16 protein-coding genes are annotated in these 15,510 nt (G+C 37.8%); 3 read left to right on the top strand and 13 right to left on the bottom strand.

Going from position 1 to position 15,510, the window contains the following annotated elements:
• Window positions 1–39 precede the first annotated feature (39 nt).
• The 3 genes from CWR45_RS17225 to CWR45_RS17215 all read left to right on the top strand — a co-directional run bounded on the left by CWR45_RS17225 (window position 40) and on the right by CWR45_RS17215 (window position 2,608).
• On the top strand, window positions 40–576 hold the full coding sequence (locus CWR45_RS17225; protein WP_115751074.1) for a hypothetical protein: 537 nt from the start codon (window positions 40–42) through the stop codon (window positions 574–576).
• 49 nt (window positions 577–625) lie between these two features.
• On the top strand, window positions 626–1,447 hold the full coding sequence (locus CWR45_RS17220; RefSeq protein WP_115751073.1) for a DUF6897 domain-containing protein: 822 nt from the start codon (window positions 626–628) through the stop codon (window positions 1,445–1,447).
• Between the two features lie 504 nt (window positions 1,448–1,951).
• Window positions 1,952–2,608 carry a DUF2642 domain-containing protein gene (locus CWR45_RS17215; RefSeq protein WP_115751072.1) on the top strand — a complete coding sequence of 219 codons (657 nt, stop codon included), beginning with the start codon at window positions 1,952–1,954 and terminating at the stop codon, window positions 2,606–2,608.
• Window positions 2,609–2,762: 154 nt separating this feature from the next.
• Here CWR45_RS17215 and CWR45_RS17210 read toward each other — a convergent pair whose 3' ends face one another.
• From CWR45_RS17210 to CWR45_RS17155, 13 genes are all read right to left on the bottom strand, one after another.
• The gene (locus CWR45_RS17210; RefSeq protein ID WP_115751071.1) at window positions 2,763–4,118 is read right to left on the bottom strand and encodes an arsenic transporter; all 1,356 of its coding nucleotides are present in this window, start codon (window positions 4,116–4,118) and stop codon (window positions 2,763–2,765) included.
• A gap of 472 nt (window positions 4,119–4,590) precedes the next feature.
• Window positions 4,591–4,893 carry an iron-sulfur cluster assembly accessory protein gene (locus CWR45_RS17205; protein WP_115751070.1) on the bottom strand — a complete coding sequence of 101 codons (303 nt, stop codon included), beginning with the start codon at window positions 4,891–4,893 and terminating at the stop codon, window positions 4,591–4,593.
• A gap of 147 nt (window positions 4,894–5,040) precedes the next feature.
• Entirely contained in the window at window positions 5,041–5,481 is a 441-nt protein-coding gene (locus tag CWR45_RS17200; protein ID WP_147294844.1) for a hypothetical protein, read from the bottom strand.
• A 357-nt stretch (window positions 5,482–5,838) separates the two neighbouring features.
• The gene (locus CWR45_RS20185) at window positions 5,839–5,979 is read right to left on the bottom strand and encodes a c-type cytochrome (protein WP_245975451.1); all 141 of its coding nucleotides are present in this window, start codon (window positions 5,977–5,979) and stop codon (window positions 5,839–5,841) included.
• Window positions 5,945–6,523 carry an outer membrane protein assembly factor BamB family protein gene (locus CWR45_RS17195; protein ID WP_484203129.1) on the bottom strand — a complete coding sequence of 193 codons (579 nt, stop codon included), beginning with the start codon at window positions 6,521–6,523 and terminating at the stop codon, window positions 5,945–5,947. The genes CWR45_RS20185 and CWR45_RS17195 overlap by 35 nt, the downstream gene beginning before the upstream one ends.
• 361 nt (window positions 6,524–6,884) lie before the next feature.
• Window positions 6,885–8,324: a GntP family permease gene (locus CWR45_RS17190; RefSeq protein WP_115751068.1), complete on the bottom strand. Its 1,440-nt coding sequence runs from the start codon at window positions 8,322–8,324 to the stop codon at window positions 6,885–6,887.
• Window positions 8,325–8,421: 97 nt separating this feature from the next.
• Window positions 8,422–9,600 (bottom strand): acetyl-CoA C-acetyltransferase, encoded by a 1,179-nt coding sequence (locus tag CWR45_RS17185; protein WP_115751067.1) that lies wholly within the window; start codon window positions 9,598–9,600, stop codon window positions 8,422–8,424.
• 23 nt (window positions 9,601–9,623) lie between these two features.
• Window positions 9,624–10,400: a 3-hydroxybutyrate dehydrogenase gene (locus CWR45_RS17180; RefSeq protein ID WP_115751066.1), complete on the bottom strand. Its 777-nt coding sequence runs from the start codon at window positions 10,398–10,400 to the stop codon at window positions 9,624–9,626.
• Window positions 10,401–10,419: 19 nt separating this feature from the next.
• A complete protein-coding gene (locus CWR45_RS17175) occupies window positions 10,420–11,100 on the bottom strand; it encodes a 3-oxoacid CoA-transferase subunit B (protein WP_115751065.1) in 681 nt (226 codons plus the stop codon).
• A gap of 22 nt (window positions 11,101–11,122) precedes the next feature.
• Window positions 11,123–11,818, bottom strand: a complete 696-nt coding sequence (locus CWR45_RS17170; RefSeq protein WP_115751064.1) for a CoA transferase subunit A — start codon at window positions 11,816–11,818, stop codon at window positions 11,123–11,125.
• Window positions 11,819–12,111: 293 nt separating this feature from the next.
• Entirely contained in the window at window positions 12,112–13,476 is a 1,365-nt protein-coding gene (locus CWR45_RS17165; RefSeq protein WP_115751063.1) for a sigma-54 interaction domain-containing protein, read from the bottom strand.
• A gap of 174 nt (window positions 13,477–13,650) precedes the next feature.
• Window positions 13,651–14,427 carry an enoyl-CoA hydratase/isomerase family protein gene (locus CWR45_RS17160; protein ID WP_115751062.1) on the bottom strand — a complete coding sequence of 259 codons (777 nt, stop codon included), beginning with the start codon at window positions 14,425–14,427 and terminating at the stop codon, window positions 13,651–13,653.
• 65 nt (window positions 14,428–14,492) lie between these two features.
• On the bottom strand, window positions 14,493–15,449 hold the full coding sequence (locus CWR45_RS17155; RefSeq protein ID WP_115751061.1) for an NAD(P)H-dependent flavin oxidoreductase: 957 nt from the start codon (window positions 15,447–15,449) through the stop codon (window positions 14,493–14,495).
• Window positions 15,450–15,510: the final 61 nt, after the last annotated feature.

Raw genomic sequence — 15,510 nt, 5'->3', positions numbered from 1 at the left:
TGAAAACGCATAGAAAACTTACAAAGGAGACTATGAATTATGGGATCAGAAACTAATAACAATAAGCAATTGGAATCTTTAATTAATAAAGTAATAAAAGTCAATCAAGGTGGACCAAATTCTAGAGTAGGAAAGTTACTGGCAGTTAATAGTGACTTTATCACGTTACTAACAGACAATGATGGCGTACTTTATTATAACCTAGAACATGTAAAGAGTTTCGCTACAAATGTAAATGAAGGAATGGACCTGGACTTTGATGAACTGGATGAAAATGATTACCAAAGAGCAGAGAGTTTTCAATCGCTTTTATCTGGTTTGAAATACAAATGGGTTCAAATTAATCGTGGACCGGATAAAGCGGAAGGTGTAGTAAATGATATTACAAGCAAAATTATTACACTCGTTCATAATAAAGAAGTAATTCGCGTATATACCTTCCACATTAATAACATCAGTATCGGCAACAAACCAAAGAAAGACAAAGAAGATGATGATCGTGAGGATAAGGACGATAAGAATAAAGGCAGTAAAGAAAAAGGCGATAAAGAAACAAAGGAATCAGAGAAGAGTTAAGGATAACTTTTCTCTGAAATAATCAACATGTAAGAAGGAGGTGCCTGTATTGAGTGAACATTATTCCTTATTAAATCAATTAATCGGATTCGATATTAAAGTCATCTATCCTGGGCCGCATAATTTGAAAGGATTATTAGTCGAGGTAAAGGAAGATTATCTTGTTCTAAAAGACGATAAAGATGTCATTCAATATGTAAAGCTTGATAAGATAAAAGAATTAACGAAAAACACAAAAAATATCAAAGCAAAGGATACAACCGAAATCGAGAGCTTAAGTCAACTGAATTTTCTCGAATTACTAAAAGTCTTTGAGAATGAGTGGCTAATGGTTAGCAGAGATGGAGCCAATGTAATCGAAGGCTTTCTAAGCAATGTAAGCAATAACTATATTACCTTTGTAGTAAAAGATGAAATCTCGTTTATACCAATCTCACAAATTGCAATGCTTTCTAGTAAGCTTAAGAAGAAACCTGCCAAAAAACATCCAGCTGCTCCTAATAACCAAAATGAAGGTAAACAAGATACGAATAAAAATACGAAGCAATCAGAAGAAGAAAGACAGCCGATCCGCTTCACTAAAAGTATTGATCAAGCTAAAAGTGAAGAAACGAATGAAGAATCATCCAACCAGCAGGTGAAGATAAGTACAAATATTGTTCAGATAACAAAAAGCAAAGATAAGGATAAAGAAAATTCTAATCATTTATTGGATAAATTCAAACCTAGATTATTGAATGAATCCACAGTAACAAATAATCAAGAATCGAAAAATCGAACCTTCCCAACAACGAAGCGACAAACAGAATCAACACAAAAAAGAAATACTGCAGTTTATCAAAGTCAAAGTAAAGCAAAAACAAAAGCGTAATCGCTCGTATGGCGATGTATGGGCTGCACCTCACAGGACATGAAAGACTTCCCTGAGAAATATCGTACGTTAATAAAGTTCCTTTCTATTTAAGGACGTGGGGTGGTTCGACAATGCCACTTGATGTGGCATTCTTGTCGAACATTCCATTATAGAAGATAAAGGAAACTCTTTGGAAACAGAAGGCGTATTGATGTTTACTTATATACAGAGGTGAGTTAAGTCTCACTACAGCTTTAACACTAGAGCTGAAAGCGGCTTTTCTTATTACGAAATTTGTAAAAGGGAGAGTCTTTATATTTTCCTATTCTAATACAAATAGTTGAAATTTCTCCTTAAAGATGTTCAAATGTTCGTTAAAACTGGCCCTTCGACTATCTATTTCTATGCGGAAGACCTATTACTAGTTGTTTTCTACAACATTTGTCTTCTCATCATTACATTTAATAACTACTAAATGATCGAGTTAATTACTAAATATATGTAAAGGAGGGATTCTTATAAATGGATATTCTTAATAAATACTTGCAACAAGTAATCGAGATTGAAATTTCTGGAAAAAGGCCCCACATTGGTATCCTGCTTGAAATAGGAAGCGACGTCCTTGTTATTTATAACGGGATTGATTATATCTATATTTCTAACATGCATATTCAAAAGGTTAAACAGAACGTGGACGAAGAAATCACAATGGATGATGGAGAAAATGCCCATATACACGACCAAATCTCACTCAGAAAGGTACTAACCAATGCGAAAGGTATGTTTTCTGAGATTTTCGTAACAGGTCAGCAATCGATCCATGGCTATATTACAAGCATCCTAAATGATTATTTTGTTTTTTACTCCCCAGTCTATAAAACAATGTATATTCCTTTCCGGCATCTTAAATGGCTTATTCCATACCATGATCATCAAACACCATACTCCTTAGAAAAGGAAATGCTGCCAGTAAATCCATCGGCGCTTAGTGTGTCAAGAACGTTAGATATTCAGATTGAAAAATTAGTCGGGCAAATTGTCGTGATTGACCTAGCACCTACAACAGATAAGATAGGACAGCTGAAGAAAATAAAGGGCAGCTATCTAGAACTAGCAACTGCCAGGCAAGACACCGTATATGTAAATATACACCATGTTCAAACCATTCATTTTCAATAAAGCATAAGTGGAATCCTTTTTAATTCCACTTATGCTTTATTCTATATAGAAGGAGGAAGATTTATCCAGGAGATAATTTATAGGTTGATGTTCTTCCATGACACTGGTTATCATGAATTACTCGTAGAATATTCTCCTCAGAAGGGAATCGATTCTATGCAAAAACAATCTGTACCCAGTAATATAGTAAAAACAAAGTGACAACTGTTGTTATCGGGATAACAATCACAGATACACTTAAATAATCCTTCCACTTTACTTTTATTTTATTCTGTCTTAGAATATGCATCCAGATAAGGGAGGCAAGGGTTCCGATTGGAAGTAATAGGGAGCCAATGTCACTGCCAATGATATTTGCAAGATAAATTGTCTTTAAAGTAATCGGATCTAATCCCATTTCTGTTAATGTTATCGTTCCTATCATTAATGCAGGATGATTGTTAAAGAAATTCGATAGAACAGACACTAGTCCACCCATGATGAAGCTCGCTTGCATTAGACCTTGAGTCACAATTGGTTCTGCTGCCTGAACAAGAAAGTCCGTCAAGCCTGCATTATGGAGACCATAAATAATGACGTACATAGAGAAAGCAAAAATTAAGATATGCCATGGTGTTTTTTTCAGGATATCGACCGGATTCGTTCCTAAATGATACCATCGCCAAATTAACAGGACGAGGGAACCTAGTACAGCTACCAATTCAATTGGAATTGTCAGGTAGGAAGCCACGAAGAGAAGGCAGCGCATAATAAACACGAAAAATAGGACTTTTAGCATGAATTTTGTTCGTTTAAGTTTCGTTTCAACAGAGATTCGACCTTTTAATGGATGGAAATTCTTTGTAAAAAACACTTCTTCCATGTCATAAGAAATACTCGGTAATCGCTCCGGTATTTGTTTCTTTACTACGAAGAACATTAATCCTGACATAAAGAGTAGTCCAATCGAAGCTGGTACGAACATCATCGCTGTATGCATATATAATGACATATTAACGATTTCAAGTGCAATTAAATTCACAATATTACTTACCCCTATCGGAGCGCTAGATGCAGTTGCAATGAGTGCGCCTGTTAATAGATATGGAATCATTTGACTTGTCTTTAGGCGCAGGTTTTTAAGAAGTATGATTAAGATTGGAGTAGTAATTAATATGCTGCCATCATTATTAAATAATAGGGTCATTAAAAAACATAAAAGTTGGATATACCAATAAAGACGATAGCCAGATCCTTTTGCAAGTGTAGCGAGTCTTGCTGCTGCCCAGTTAAAAAAACCGAAGCTTTCTAGAATGATTGCCATGACAATCGTTGCCATTATAGTAATCGATGCACCGCCAATTTTATTGATAATATCGGCAATATCGGCACGTGAGACAATTCCAGTTAGTAAAATAACCCCTGCTCCGACTGAAGCTGGCCAGGCTTCATTTATCCCCCTAGGACGCCAAAAAATGATTGACATGGTCATAATGAAGACTAGGATTGTTATTCCTATTTCGAAAGACATTTCTATTCTCCTTTCTTATATCGTTTACTAGGACATTTACTGTGCTAGATTTAATCTATTGATACTTAGGGCCCTCATCGTTTCACGTCTATTTCCGCTAACGTCCTTACATGTCCTATTCTCTATATGTATATTCACCCTGGCAACGCGAGGAATGGTTATTAAGCTTAGTCTATTAGAAATGTGCTATTGTCAATCAATGATAGATAGTCTAGCATGATAGATATCTATTGCTTTCATGGCTTTTCCGCTTAAACTAGGCATGTCCAACTAAAAATAAAAAATGATCCGCCATGTTAGTGGAATACATGTACAGATCGATTCAATGATTCTTATATTAGGATAATAACGTTTTAACCAGGACCTTTTAGTATGGGCTTGGTCGATTAACATTTCCACCCTCAAACTTCCCTTTAATAAATAAAAAATCTCTGTTGCAACCTGAGCAACAGAGATTTTTTATAGCTACATCTTAATGATGGTGGTGCCCACCTTTTGATGAGTTCGTGATTACGAATCCTTCATTATCTACATAGAAATATTGAATCCAAATACCATCAAGAAATTCTTCACGTGAATCAAGTAAAACATCTACGTCCTTATCTGTTTTAACAATTTCATCATGTTCTGTTGGTGTATCAAGCTTGATTCCGTAATGTGCATGATCACCATGCATATGTTCAATGTATACACGGATCATTTTTCCTTCCGCTTCTTCTGTAGCAAGCATTTTCTTTAATTCTTTAGCTGCATTTCGATTAATTTTACAATTCATATTCTATGTCTCCCTTTCTAAACTGCTAAAAATTTGTATGACATATTATCGCATAAAAGACTGCTTTATGCACTTATGTTGTTTTATCATCACCCTCAAGTTTTCCCATATTTATTGGTTCCTAAAACAGGTAAGTTGGTTTGCCAACTATTTTAATATTTCCTCATTATATTTATCGACGTGCACTTCTTCGCCACCAACAATATAATATTGTGCACTCCCTTTTTGTACAACCCATGTCATAATATGGTCTTGGGCAACTTTCGCGATTATAAAGTGCCATCCCTCTCCGTAGCTGTTATCCAATTGTTCGATTAGCTCTGAGTTCAATTTCCGTTCATTAAGCTCGATGATGTTCATAAAGGCTATTCCTTCCATATTAATGACATCAGCGGTTAATTCACTCATGAGTTCATCTAATTGTTTATCAGCTAAATAGTCTTCAGAAAAATACGATACAGCTGTATCAACATCTCCATTTAATGCTGCCATATACATATCTTCCACGATTCGTGCGGTTACCGAATTCATACATCCACTTAACAATAGGCAACAAACGACAAGAGAAAAAAGCCCTAATCTTTTCATTAAATACTCAAACCCCTTATGTAAATGCAATATGATTAACCTAATTGTAAGCTATTTTTCTATTGTTTCAAAGCTAAAGAAAAAAGAACAAAAGTGCAAGCGCCTGTTTAGCGACCTACGGACTGGACTGAACCGAAGGAGATAAAGGAAACACGATGAGCGAAAGCGAATCGATGTTGACTTATCGTACGGAGGTGAGGGAAGTCGCGCTGGGCGCTGGAGCTGGACGTGGCTATTATCGGTAATTAAGTATCCACAGCATCCAAATTGTATAGTTTCCTAAGCAAAGAAAAGATAGAATACGAAGTTTCCTACCCAAATGGATCAATTATTCATCTAGCTTTGCTACAATCTCGCTTATATATGCTCTGCAACATCGTTAATTTCCTCTTCAGTCAATGTACCTTCAAAGGCTGGCATGGTTTCTCCTCCAGCTTTCACTCTTGCGATAACCTCATCCTTGTTAGATGCTATTACTAGTCTGTAAACTAGGACCATTATGACCATTAGCACCTTCTGTACCGTCGCAGGCTAGACAGTTGCTTTCATACACTGCTAGCCCATTTGCTGTCTTACCCTCACCAGATGAAACTGATTCACCCTCTTTATCATCTTCAGATTCTGATTCTCCTGCTGCTGAGGTATCATCAGCATTCACTTTTACAACATCGTCAACGGATTCAAATTTTCCATCTAGTGAAAATGTCCATATTGAATCACCATGCTTCGTACCTGCTAGAGAATTACCTGCCGCCATAACCGTGACATATTGTTTACCATCGATTTCATACGGAATTGGCGGGGCATTTACTCCGGCATCTGTCATGAATTCCCATACTTTTTCCCCGGTTGTGGCATCATAGGCAATTAACCTTCCATCATTATGACCAACAAATAATAGATTCCCTTTGGTTGTCATTGCACCGTTGTAAGCATTAGTATCCCATTTATGCTGCCAAGCAATAGTATTTGTTTTTACATCCATTGCCGTTACTGTCCCTCTCATAGGTGAGTATGAAATTTTTTTTAATCTAATCTCCAATTATTTATGCTGCAACCGAATTCATACAGCCACTTGATACTAAACAAAAAATATCCACAGAAAAATCCCTATTTTTTCATAATTCCGTTCAAACTCCTTATACTTCCAATTCAATAGTTTAATTGTAGGCTATAATTTGTAGCAGAATGCTAGTGTTGAAGCGATTCTATTTGGAGTGAAATAACGAAGCTATACAAAGAAAAATCCCTAGTAGTAGACAATCAATCAAAATCTACTACCAAGGACAAAACACACCTATTTTATATCTTTTCGATAATAGTCCAAATCTGTCCCTAGGAATTCCGGGAGTATATAATAACAATTTACTATCTGCATAAAAAATCGTTCAACCAATATTCCGTTACATAATACCGAACCACGTATAAAGCGCGATAACAACAAATACTGCTAATGTTTTAATGATTGTAATCATGAATATGTCGCCATATGACTGTCTATGCGTTAATCCTGTAACAGCAAGCAACGTAATTACAGCGCCGTTATGTGGAAGTGTATCCATACCACCTGATGCCATCGCAACAACTCGGTGCATAACTTCAGGTGAAATACCCGCTGCGGCGATTGCTTGATTGTATTGATCTGCCATTGCACTTAAAGCAATCCCCATTCCTCCAGATGCAGACCCTGTAATACCTGCAAGTGTACTCGTCGTCACAGCACCATTAACAAGTGGATTCGTAAATGTACCCGATATTCCATTACTAATTGCGGTAAACCCAGGAAGAGCAGAGATAACTCCACCAAAACCATATTCCGATCCTGTGTTCATAACGGCTAATAATGAACCGCCAATACTCGTGTTTAGTCCTTCTTTAAGCTTTGTCTTCACTCGTTTAAAATTATAGGCGAGTGCCGTAATAATTCCCACAATCAATGCAATTTCAACTGCCCAGATCGAAGCGGTTTTAGCAACATCGACAGCATATTGCTCCAATCCAAGTAAGGCAAAATCAAATCCATCTGGATACCAACTTGGTATTGCTTTCGTTAAATAATTATTCATTACTGCTACGAGAACAAGTGGAACAAATGCTAAAATCTGTTTTAAAACAGATTGATTCGAGTTTAAATTTGGCATAGATTCTTCACTACTTGTTGCTTTTTCTTGTTCTAGAGCAGCAGCAGCTTCATCTCCAAACCCAAAGTAACCTTCTCCCTTTTTCTTGGCTTGTCTCTTTCTCCACTCTAAGTATGCAAGTCCTGCACCAAAGACAATGATACCCCCGATTATTCCAAGTACTGGTGCAGCATAAATGTTTGTCCCAAAGAAAGTGGTAGGGATAACATTTTGAATTTGTGGTGTACCTGGTATGGCATCCATCGTGAATGTAAATGCACCAAGTGCAATCGTTGCAGGCATCAACCTTTTAGGGATATCTGCTTGAATAAACAATTGTTTCGCAAAAGGATAGATGGCAAAAACGGCAACAAATAAGCTTACACCACTATATGTTAAAATTGCACCTAGCAAAATAACCGTCAACATAGCCTGTTTAGCACCGATAAATCTTACAATTGTTTTTGCAATAGATTCTGCAATTCCAGACATTTCAACAACTTTCCCGAAAATGGCACCTAATAAGAAGACAGGGAAATAGTTCTTAATAAATTCAACCATCTTTTCCATGAATACACCGGAATAGAAAGGCAGTATGTTGATCGGATCAATAAAGAGAACAGCTAATAAGGCAGCTATCGGCGCGAATAGGATAACAGAATATCCGCGATATGCAGCAGTCATTAATAGCGCTAGTGCTACTAAAATTGTAATTAATTCCATGTAACATCCCCCTTGACAATTTAATATATTTCGTAAAGGCTTGCTTCTACTAACCTAAGAATATCTAAAGTTTAGACCTACCTATCTGCAAAAAAAACTAAACCCTCTCTACTATCATCGCGATTCCTTGTCCTCCACCAATACATAAGGATGCAACACCATATCTCTTCTCACTTCTAATTAGTTCCCTTATTAATGTGTACAATACTCGATTACCACTTGCCCCAATCGGATGTCCTAGCGCAATGGCGCCACCATTTACATTTACCTTTTCTCTATCTAAGCCTAGTTCTTTTTCTACAGCTAAATATTGAGCTGCAAAGGCTTCATTTATTTCAAAAAGATCTATATCGTCTATTGTCACCGACGCTTTTTCTAATGCATGTTTAATCGCAGGGACGGGACCTATGCCCATCAAAGCTGGGTCTACTCCAGCAATACCCCAGGTAATTATTTTAGCCAATGGATTTAAACTATTTTTTTGTACAGCATTTTCACTTGCCACCACAATTGCACCTGCACCATCATTGATTCCGCTCGCATTTCCACCCGTTACTGTACCGTCTTTTTTAAACGATGGCCTGAGCTTTGCTAATTTTTCTGTGGACGTATCTTCACGGATATGTTCGTCTTCCTTAAATGTCAATGTTCCTTTTCGCGTTGATATTTCAACTGGAACAATTTCTTCAGCAAACTTTCCTTGACGTCTTGCCTCAGCGGCTCGCATATGGCTTAAATAGGCATATTCATCCTGCTCTTCTCGTGTAATCGAGTATTTTTCAGCGAGATTTTCAGCCGTTACACCCATGCCAGAGCCAATATATTCGTCAGTTAAAGAGAGCATGAGAGTATCGTCGATTTGTGGTGTTCCAAGCTTTGTACCAAACCTACTTCCTCTTAATGCATGTGGTGACAGACTCATATTTTCAGCACCACCAGCAAGCGCCACTTCCCCGTCGCCAAGCATAATCGCCTGGGCAGCAGAAACGACCGACTGAAGTCCCGAACCACATAAGCGATTAACTGTCAGTGCGGGACTTGTCAATGGGATATCTGATCTCAAAGCAATATGTCGTGATAAGTATGGTGCATTTTTTGCAGAATGAATGACATTGCCAATGACCGAAAAATCAATGCTGTTTGGATCAATACCACTGCGACGAATGGCTTCCTTGCTTGCTGTGACACCTAGTTCTGTTGGGTCAACATCCTTCAAGCTTCCACCAAACGTTCCGAAAGGTGTTCTAGCACCTTCTAAAATATATACCGCTTTCATTCCTGCTATCTCCTTTCAGTTTGTTACTGTGCAGTATAACCGCCATCGATTAATACTGCTTGGCCAGTAACACCTTTTGCTTTATCACTCGCCAAAAATAGAGCATAATCAGCAATTTCTTGTACGTCAAGTAAGCGTTTCTGTGGCACTAATGGATATAATACTTCTTCAAGCACTTTTTCCAGTGGTACATTTCGAGTCTTTGCCAAGTCAGCGAATTGTCCTCGAACGAGTGGTGTATCAACATATCCAGGACAAATCGCATTCACTGTAATGCCATAATCTGCCCCTTCTAATGCCGCTACCTTCGTTAAGCCGATGACCCCATGTTTGGCACTATTATAGGCTGCTTTACCCGCAAAACCGATTACCCCATTGATTGATGCCATATTTAATATTCTGCCAAACCCTTGCTTTTTCATGATGGGGAAAACATATTTTGTTGCCATAAACGGAGCAACTAGCATTACCTTCGTCATGAATTCAAATTTCTCTGTTGGAAAATCCTCTAATGCGGAAACATGCTGCAGTCCAGCGTTATTAAATAAAACATCCAGCCTTCCATACTGCTCCACAGTCCTATCAATTGCTTGCTGCAGCTCTTCTTCCTTCGTTACATCACATTTTATTCCTAGACAGTCATAACCCTCTTTTTGCAGCTGCTCCGTTACTTCCTTTACCTTTTCCTCGTTAATATCCGAGAATACTACCTTTGCATCATTTTTCAAAAAGGAAATACCAATTTCATGACCAATTCCGCTTGCTGCACCTGTAATAAAAACTACTTTATCTTTGACCATTTTACATTTCCTCCTTTATTTAGTACGTACCCATTCGGAGGCTTTCACTCACATGTAACGCTGCATCAGTTGATTCAATAATCTCTTCTATACTAAATCCTTTTGCAACTTCAATAAGTACTAGCCCCTTATCTTCTACATCGATTACCGCACGATCGGTGATAATCCGATTGACAACATTTTTTCCTGTTAGTGGAAGTGTGCAGCTTTTTAAGATTTTTGCATCTCCATTTTTATTCACATGGTCCATTATTACGACGATTTTCTTCGCTCCATGGACGAGGTCCATAGCACCGCCCATCCCTTTAATCATTTTCCCAGGTATCATCCAATTTGCTAGATCTCCTTTTTCAGAAACTTCCATTCCACCCAGAATGGCAAGATCTATATGACCTCCACGGATCATCGCAAATGACTCGGCACTGCTAAAATAAGATGCCCCTGTTATCGCTGTTACGGTTTCTTTCCCAGCATTGATTAAATCTGGATCTACTTCTTCCTCATAGGGAAATCGACCGATTCCAAGTAAACCGTTCTCTGATTGAAGCACAACTTCTTTTCCAGTTTGAATATAATTTGCAACCATCGTCGGCATGCCAATTCCTAAATTCACATAGGAACCGCTTACAATTTCCTGTTCCGCTCTTTTTGCAATCCTTTCTCTTACAGACGTTTTATCGAACTTGTTTTGTTTTATCATTTAGTTCCCTCCTCCCTAAGGTTTATGCATGCTGTGTTATTGTCAGCTTTTCAATACGTTTTTCTTGTTTGCCCTCAATTAGCCGTTGAACATAAATTCCCGGAGTATGAATTTGAGCAGGGGGAAGTGTACCCGGTTCAACCAATTCCTCCACTTCAGCAATCGTCACGTTTCCAGCAGCTGCAATCATTGGATTAAAGTTTTGCGCTGTTTTTCTATAAATCAAATTTCCCATTTTATCACCAACCGCTGCTCGAACAAGGCTAAAATCCGCCTTTAATGCGGTTTGCAGCAAGTATTCTTTATTATCAAATGTACGTACTTCAATTCCTTCTGCAATCGGTGTCCCTACCCCTGCTGGAGTATAAAATGCAGGAATCCCTGCTCCACCTGCGCGAATTCGCTCTGCAAGCGTCCCTTGTGGAACGAGCTCTACTTCTAGCTCGCCAGATAAAACTTGACGCTCAAACTCTTTATTTTCGCCAACATAAGAGCCTATCATTTTATCAATCTGCTTATTCTGTAATAATAATCCCAGACCCCAATCATCCACACCGCAATTATTAGAAATTACCGTCAAATGTTTTACTTCAGAATCTCTGAGGGCTAAAATAAGATTCTCCGGAATGCCAACAAGACCGAAACCACCTACCATAATCGTCGAGCCATCAGTAATATCCTTTACTGCTTCATGAAATGATGTATGAATTTGTTTCATCACTGCTTCTCTCCCTTCCAGATATATACATGCAAAAATCATGCCAACTATTTCAAATTCCTATAAGTTATTAGTTTAACTAGTATCATACCTGTAGATGCCAGCATTCAGATGAATTAATAATGTGAGTGAACTATTTCAAAATCTCTCACTAATTAAAAATAAAACATACCTACTTTCCAGATTCTCGGAAAATAGGTATGTTTCTTTTTAATAAAATATTGTAGACACTTTCAAAAGCTACCAATAACTTTTATTCCGGAAATTCGGAATGGATTCCATATTAGTGGAAATCAAAGATCATATTTACTTATTTTATCATATAAGCTTGATTTCCCGATTCCCAATATTTTCGCTGCTGTTTGCTTGTCCCCATTTGCTTTAATTAGTGTTCGTTCTATTGCCAGCCTTTCTGTTTTCTCAATAATCTCTTTTAATGTACCAGCATTTTCATTCACTAAACCATTTGGCTGTAAATGATCTGGAAGATCTTCCAGAAGTATATTCTCAGAGTTTGTAAGATGTACTGCTGATTCAATAACGTTTTCTAACTCCCTAATATTCCCCGGCCACTTGTAATGCATAAAATAGTCCAATACCTTTGTATCTAAATCAAGCACGCGCTTTCCTGTACGATTCGTTATCTTTTGAAGAATATATTTTGCTAGTACTCGAATATCCTCTGGTCTTTCTCTAAGCGGTGGTGTCTGCATCTGAATTACATTTATTCGATAAAATAAATCTTCTCTGAACTGCTGTTCCTCGATCAGTTTCTCCAGTGGCTGATTAGTAGCCGCAATGATTCTTACATCTACTTTATCGGTCTCGATGGCACCTATTGCTTCTACTTCCCCTTCTTGCAAAACTCGGAGTATTTTCACCTGTGCATTTAATGGCATATCACCAATTTCATCTAAGAACAATGTTCCTCCATTCGCAAGCTGGAATTTCCCAAGTTTTCCACCCTTCTTCGCCCCTGTAAAAGCACCCTCTTTATAGCCAAATAATTCTGATTCTATTAAGTGCTCGGGAATCGAAGCACAATTAATTGAAACAAATGGTTTCGTATGCCGCTCACTTAAATGATGAATACTGTGGGCAACTAGCTCCTTTCCAGTTCCACTTTCTCCTCTGATTAGTACGGAAGCATCACTCGGTGCGATCTTTTTAATCTTCGTTTTCAATTCGGTAATTTGTGAAGAATTTCCAATTATATCTTGCAGGGAATATGTTGTTCCGTAACGGGCATCCAATTGCTTACGATAATCCTCTAATTCTAATAATAACTCTTTTATATGGCTATTCATGTTCATCCATTCTTTCGTATCACGAAAAAGAACTATCCCAACTGCCCCAACCACATTCCCATTCGCACGTACTGCAACTCGGTTCGCAATCATATGATTGCCGCGTATGTACTGCAGATCAGCAATCTCATCCATGCCTGTTCTCGCAACAATGTGCATCCTCGAATTCTCTATCACATCGGCAACGTGCTTTCCAATTGCATCTTCTCTTTTAACTTCAAGGAAATTACAATAATGGTCATTTAAATAAATAACGATGCCCTCTGCGTCGACAATAACTAGACAGTAATAGAGATTTTCAAGTACTGTTTCAAGAATTTCATCACGGAACGGACTGTTTAAACGAAGCATAGATCCCCCTCCAATATTGTGACTTTTCTATTATTATATCAATAAGAACAATTTCTAGAAAAGATTGTTAGTCTAAATTGAGACCCCTTCGAATTGGAAGAGGTCCTAAATTGATTAGATTAGCTTAAAATGTAAAATAAATCGAGACTGCAATCAATATTCTATATTTCCATTCTATTCCCCTTTAAACAGAGGTTTCCTCTTCTCGAAAAAAGCAAGAATGCCTTCCTTGTTGTCCTCCGTCTGTAATAGTAAAGTCTGAATGGCGGTCTCCTGCATACGATTTGTTTCCCCTGTTAATTCATCCGCATGATTAACAAGCTGTTTTACGAATCGATTAGCTAAAGGTGGACCATCAATAATAAATTGTGCAAATTTTGCTGTATACGTTAATAAATTCCCGTCTGCAATTCGATTCACAAGTCCTCTTTCAAATGCCTCTTGCGCTGTTATCGATTTCCCTGACGTTACCCACTCTTTCACAATACTCGGTGGTAATCTTTCTGTTAATGCTTTTATTAGACCTAAATCTGGAATGATGCCGATATTAGTGAAGCTGCTAATAAATCTAGCTTCAGAGCTTGCCACTACGAAATCAGCGGCAAGTGCAATGCTGAATCCTGCCCCAGCAGCAAATCCATGCACCGCACTAATGACATATTTATCTAGCTTTCTTATCGTCTCTATTACTTCCATTGCCTGATTCATATATTTCATAATTTCAGGTGTGTTATTTAATCGTTTCAAGGTTTCTAAGTCACCACCAGCAGAAAATGCCTTTCCTTCACCCGAAAGAATAATCACCTTTACATCTTCATCCTGGTCTGCTGTATGTAGTGCTTCTAGCAGTTCATTTGCCATCTCAACCGATAATGCATTTCTTTTTTCTGGTCTGTTCATTGATAGAAAGGCGATATTGTCTTCTGTTCTTACATTAACGAATTGGGACATATTTTCACCTCATTTGGTTGTTTTCTGATAAAATTTTTAGCGATTTGCAATTGCTTGATAATCTTTCACACCCCTTGCTTTGCCTTTTCATACTGTTCTTCTAATTCGCCTATCATGCTGGCAATCGTTTGAATCTTCTTATTGCCACCAACTCCTTGTCCTGCCCCTAAAATATCCTTCCAAGCATGAAGATTTGGATTTTCTAATTCAGATAAATCGATTTTCCCCTTCTCAGGCAGTTTATTCGGATCCAGTCCAGACTTTATGATACTAGGAATCAAATAATTTGCAGAAATCCCACTAAATGCTGGGGTGTAAATGATGTCTTCAATCGTTGAATTAATTGTCATCTCCATATACTCCTTTGTTGCACCACTTTCTTCAGCAACAATGAAATGCGTCCCAATATAGGCAAAATCCGCACCAAGTATTTCGGCGGCAAGAATGTCCTCCCCCTTTGACATCCCTCCACCCAATATAACTGGGCCAGCAAAAAACTCACGGACTTCATGGACAAAAGCAATCGGATTTAAGGTACCTCCGTGGCCACCTGCACCATTTGCAATAAGAATTAGTCCATCAGCTCCTTTTTCTAATGCTTTTTTTGCAAATTTAACTGTTGTTACATCAGAAAAGACAAGCCCATAATATTGATGAACGATGTTTACAACTGGGCTCGGGTCACCTAGTGATGTGATAACAATCGGCGGCTGGTGTTTCTCAATTAAAGCCAAATCCTGTTTGAACCGTTTATTAGACTTATGACTGATGAAATTAATTCCCCAAGGTGCAATTTTTTTCTCTGGCTTCTTTGTCTTCACCTTTTTCAATTTATCGTTTATTTCGCTCATCCATTGACCCAATTGTTCTGTCGTACGTGCATTTAACGCAGGGAATGTCCCGATAATTCCTGCTTCACATCCACGGATTACCATTTCCGGGTTGGATATTAAAAACATCGGTGCCATGATAACAGGAATTTTCATTTCTTTCTTTAGTCGTTTTACTTTTGAGTTTTCCATAAGAATAAGCTCCTTTTTACTGTAGTCGAACTCTCGAAGGTTGCTATTTAATGAATTGCCG

It is taken from the genome of Oceanobacillus chungangensis (assembly GCF_003369565.1).
Taxonomy (GTDB): Bacteria; Bacillota; Bacilli; order Bacillales; family Amphibacillaceae; genus Oceanobacillus; species Oceanobacillus chungangensis.
This window is presented reverse-complemented; position numbering and strand designations above follow the sequence as displayed.

What these genes read in the sequence shown, in the direction of transcription:
- CWR45_RS17225 (WP_115751074.1), top strand. Translation starts at nt 40, where the DNA reads ATGGGATCAGAAACTAATAACAATAAGCAATTGGAATCTTTAATTAAT.
- CWR45_RS17215 (WP_115751072.1), top strand. Translation starts at nt 1,952, where the DNA reads ATGGATATTCTTAATAAATACTTGCAACAAGTAATCGAGATTGAAATT.
- CWR45_RS17210 (WP_115751071.1), bottom strand. Translation starts at nt 4,118, where the DNA reads ATGTCTTTCGAAATAGGAATAACAATCCTAGTCTTCATTATGACCATG.
- CWR45_RS17205 (WP_115751070.1), bottom strand. Translation starts at nt 4,893, where the DNA reads ATGAATTGTAAAATTAATCGAAATGCAGCTAAAGAATTAAAGAAAATG.
- CWR45_RS17200 (WP_147294844.1), bottom strand. Translation starts at nt 5,481, where the DNA reads ATGAAAAGATTAGGGCTTTTTTCTCTTGTCGTTTGTTGCCTATTGTTA.
- CWR45_RS20185 (WP_245975451.1), bottom strand. Translation starts at nt 5,979, where the DNA reads ATGGTCCTAGTTTACAGACTAGTAATAGCATCTAACAAGGATGAGGTT.
- CWR45_RS17190 (WP_115751068.1), bottom strand. Translation starts at nt 8,324, where the DNA reads ATGGAATTAATTACAATTTTAGTAGCACTAGCGCTATTAATGACTGCT.
- CWR45_RS17185 (WP_115751067.1), bottom strand. Translation starts at nt 9,600, where the DNA reads ATGAAAGCGGTATATATTTTAGAAGGTGCTAGAACACCTTTCGGAACG.
- CWR45_RS17180 (WP_115751066.1), bottom strand. Translation starts at nt 10,400, where the DNA reads ATGGTCAAAGATAAAGTAGTTTTTATTACAGGTGCAGCAAGCGGAATT.
- CWR45_RS17175 (WP_115751065.1), bottom strand. Translation starts at nt 11,100, where the DNA reads ATGATAAAACAAAACAAGTTCGATAAAACGTCTGTAAGAGAAAGGATT.
- CWR45_RS17170 (WP_115751064.1), bottom strand. Translation starts at nt 11,818, where the DNA reads ATGAAACAAATTCATACATCATTTCATGAAGCAGTAAAGGATATTACT.
- CWR45_RS17165 (WP_115751063.1), bottom strand. Translation starts at nt 13,476, where the DNA reads ATGCTTCGTTTAAACAGTCCGTTCCGTGATGAAATTCTTGAAACAGTA.
- CWR45_RS17160 (WP_115751062.1), bottom strand. Translation starts at nt 14,427, where the DNA reads ATGTCCCAATTCGTTAATGTAAGAACAGAAGACAATATCGCCTTTCTA.
- CWR45_RS17155 (WP_115751061.1), bottom strand. Translation starts at nt 15,449, where the DNA reads ATGGAAAACTCAAAAGTAAAACGACTAAAGAAAGAAATGAAAATTCCT.